Origin of the sequence: Thermococcus sp., assembly GCF_027008145.1 — an archaeon.
Taxonomy (GTDB): domain Archaea; phylum Methanobacteriota_B; class Thermococci; order Thermococcales; family Thermococcaceae; genus Thermococcus.
Map to the genome: position 1 here is coordinate 1 of NZ_JALTCZ010000009.1, position 3,621 is coordinate 3,621.

At 56.0% G+C, this 3,621-nt stretch carries 1 protein-coding gene and 1 pseudogene; both read right to left on the reverse strand.

What is annotated here, in order from left to right; translation table 11 throughout:
- Positions 1–2,504 (reverse strand): DNA-directed RNA polymerase subunit A' (locus MVD07_RS00380; RefSeq protein ID WP_297497110.1); only part of this gene is annotated, 2,504 nt, incomplete at its 3' end.
- A 5-nt stretch (positions 2,505–2,509) separates the two neighbouring features.
- Positions 2,510–3,621, reverse strand: a pseudogene (locus tag MVD07_RS00385) (DNA-directed RNA polymerase subunit B); the annotation flags it as partial.

The following is a 3,621-nucleotide window of genomic DNA, read 5'->3' on the forward strand; positions in this document are numbered from 1 at the left end:
GTTCTGACTGCGGTGTCGACGAGACCTTCCCTGCCACCCATGGCGTGGAAGAAGTATTCCTGTGGTGTTAAACCGCTCTTGTAGGAGTTGGTGACGAAGCCCTTGGCCCTTGCTCCTAGGTCGCCGGACTTGAAGTGGGTGAGAACCCTTCCGCGGTAGCCACGGTAGAGTCTCTTACCACGGATGGACTGCTGTCCGAGCATCGCCGCCATCTGGGTGATGTTGAGTATCTTACCCCTCGCTCCGGTCTTCGCCATTATCACAGCGTGGTTGCTCATGCCGAGGTACCTTTCGGCCACCTTACCGGCGTTGTCACGGGCCTCAGCCAAAACGGCCATTATCTTGCTCTCAAGGGTCTCCTCAAGGGTCTTGCCCGGCAGTGGTTCCAGCTCGCCGTTCCTGTAGGCCTCTATGAGCTTCCGGACCCTTTCCTCAGCCTCGCGGATTATCTCCTTTATTCTGTCGAGGGCCTCTCCCGGGAGGTCTTCGTCGTCTATGGCCGTTGTGAAGCCTTTGTGGGTTATCACCCATATAGCCAGTTTAGTGACTTGGTCGAGGAACTGCCTGGCCCTCTCTGGCCTGTACTCCCTAACTATTACGTCAAGGAGCCTTCCGTCTTCCCTGCCGTAGGCCTTTTTATCTATCGCACCGCTGAGGAGCTTCCCATTCTGGATGTAGACGAAGCCGTCGTAGGCAAGCCTCCTGACCTCCTCCTCGCTGGGGATAAGCTTCTCCTCGATGAGCTTCTCTAGGGCCTCGCACCTTTCAGGTTCGTCGCAGAGCTTGTTGCGGTACCAGATTGTGAGATCATTTGGCAGGAGGAGAGAGAATATCTTCTTCCCGCTCCAGAGCTGGACGCCGTTTTTAATTATGTCCGGCTCCGGGAGCTCGTCCACATCAACACCCGCGAACATGAGCATCTGCTCAACTTCGCTCCTCGTGAAGTACGCTCCCTCGCGCGTGAGGAGGTAGCCGCCGGAGATGTAGTCTTGTATTCCCGCTATGAGCGGACCACCGTAACGCGGTGAGATTATGTGGTTCTGCACCTCCATGAGTATCTTTGCCTCAGCTTGAGCCTCCTCAGTCTGGGGCACATGGAGGTTCATCTCGTCACCGTCGAAGTCCGCGTTGTAGGGTGGGCAGACTGCCAGGTTAAGGCGGAAGGTTCTGTAGGGCATCACCCTAACGCGGTGGGCCATTATACTCATCCTGTGCAGAGAGGGCTGTCTGTTGAAGAGGACGATGTCGCCGTCCTCGAGGTGCCTCTCGACCGTCCAGCCGACCTCGAGCTTTTCAGCTATCATCTCAAGGTTGCTCTCCATGAGTCGTATCCTTCTTCCTTCAGGGTCGATGACGTAGTTTGCTCCCGGGTACTTTTCCGGCCCGTTGAGAACCCTCTGCTTGAGCTTTTCAAAGTTGAAATCGGTTACCTTCTCCGGGACGGTGAGCTCCATGGCCACCGCTATGGGAACGCCGACCTCGTTGATGCTTATCATTGGATCTGGGCTTATGACAGTTCTTGCCGAGAAGTTGACGCGCTTACCGCTGAGGTTTCCACGGAAGCGACCTTCCTTACCCTTGAGGCGCTGTGCCAGCGTCTTCAGCGGTCTTCCGCTCTTGTGCTTGGCCGGCGGAATACCGGAGGTCTCGTTGTTGATGTAGGTTGTGACGTGATACTGGAGGAGATCCCAGAGGTCTTCTATGATGAGTTGTGGCGCTCCCGCCTCGATGTTGCTCTTGAGGCGGTTGTTTATTCTTATTATATCGACGAGCTTATGGGTGAGGTCGTCCTCCGCTCTGATGCCACTCTCAAGGGTTATTGAGGGCCTCATGGTAACGGGCGGAACTGGCAGAACCGTGAGAACCATCCACTCCGGTCTGGACTTCTCCGGATGCAGTCCGAGAAGTGGGAGGTCTTTGTCAGGTATCTTCTCAAGTCTCTCGCGGATCTCGCTGGGCATCATCCTGTGCTTGTACTCGTTGCCCTCTTCGTCCTTCCTGAGCTCCCAGTATATCGTCGGCCTCTCGAACTTTATCTGAAACTGCGGGGCACCGCAGTGGGGGCAGACCATCCTCTCCTTGGCCTTCTTGTGTATCTCCTTGATGAGCCTGTCCTTGGCCTTCTTCCTGTCTCCTATTACCTCGAACTTCTTCATGTACTCCTCTATCTCCTCGTCTGTCAGCTTTATCCTGCCGCACTCTCTGCAGGTGCTCTCTAGGACGCGGTAGATCGTCTTGGCAAAGCCAACGTGGATGACGGGCTTGGCAAGCTCTACGTGGCCGAAGTGGCCTGGGCATTCGCCGGCTCTGGCGCCGCAGGTCTCACACCTTAAACCAGGGTCTATAACGCCGAGGCGCTTGTCCATTAGACCTCCTTCGATCGGATAACCGTCATCGTCGTATGTATCTGGAACCGTTATCTCGGCGGCGCTCATCTTTCTGATTTCCTGGGGTGAGAGGATTCCAAACTCAATACTCCCGATGACCTTTTTCATTGACTGCATGGTCATCACACCCTATCCTTCAGCCTGAGGGAAGGCCTGATCACCATGGCCTTCAGCTCGTCGAGGAGAAGCTTAAACGCGTAGCTCATCTCGACCTTGCTTATCCTCTCCTCCTCACCGCAGACCGGGCAGTAGACCTTTCCTCTGCGCTTGTCCTCCAAGGCAAGGTGTCCACAGTTCTCGCAGACCCACACTTCCGTCTTGTCGCTCTCTTCGAGGAGACGCTCAATGAGCAACATTGCCGCGCCATGGCCAATGAGAACATCCCTCTCCATCTCACCGAACCTCAGGCCTCCCTCGCGGGCCCTTCCCTCGGTAGGTTGCTTGGTGAGCACCTGAACCGGGCCTCTTGAGCGTGCGTGCATCTTGTCCGCTACCATGTGGTGGAGCCTTTGGTAGTAGATAACGCCGACGAATACATCTGCTTCAAGTCTCCTGCCAGTTATGCCGTCGTACATGACTTCCCTTCCGCTGTGCTTAAAGCCGAGATCTTCTAGCTCCTTCCGGAGTTTTTCCTCCGGCTCGCCGATGAACGCTGTACCGTCAACGCGTCTGCCCTTGAGCGAGGCCACTTTTCCGCCTATGGCTTCAATCAGCTGTCCGACGGTCATACGGCTCGGGATACCGTGCGGGTTGACTATTAAATCTGGGACAATTCCGCTCTCGGTCCAGGGCATGTCCTCCTGCGGGACTATAAGGCCTATAACTCCCTTCTGGCCGTGCCTTGAGGCGAACTTGTCGCCGAGCTCGGGAATGCGGAGGTCTCTCACGGTGACCTTGACGAGTTTCGTTCCGTCTCCGCTCTCGGTGACTATAACCTTGTCAACGACGCCCTTCTCGCTCGGTCTAACGGGCACGCTGGTCTCGCGCCTTCCCTGAAGGGCCACCCCACCGAGACTGCTCTGCTCCTCAAGGAACCTCGGCGGGGAGGTTCTTCCAACGAGGACATCCTTTCCTTCGACCTTTGACTCTGGGAAGATTAAACCGTCCTGGTCGAGGTGGCGGTAGTATTTCTCACCGAGGTAGCCCTGAATTGTTGGATCTGGAACCTCGAAGTTGTCCTTCTGACCACCGAGGTAGCGCTTTTCCTCGGCCTCGTAGGTTCTGAAGAAGGTTG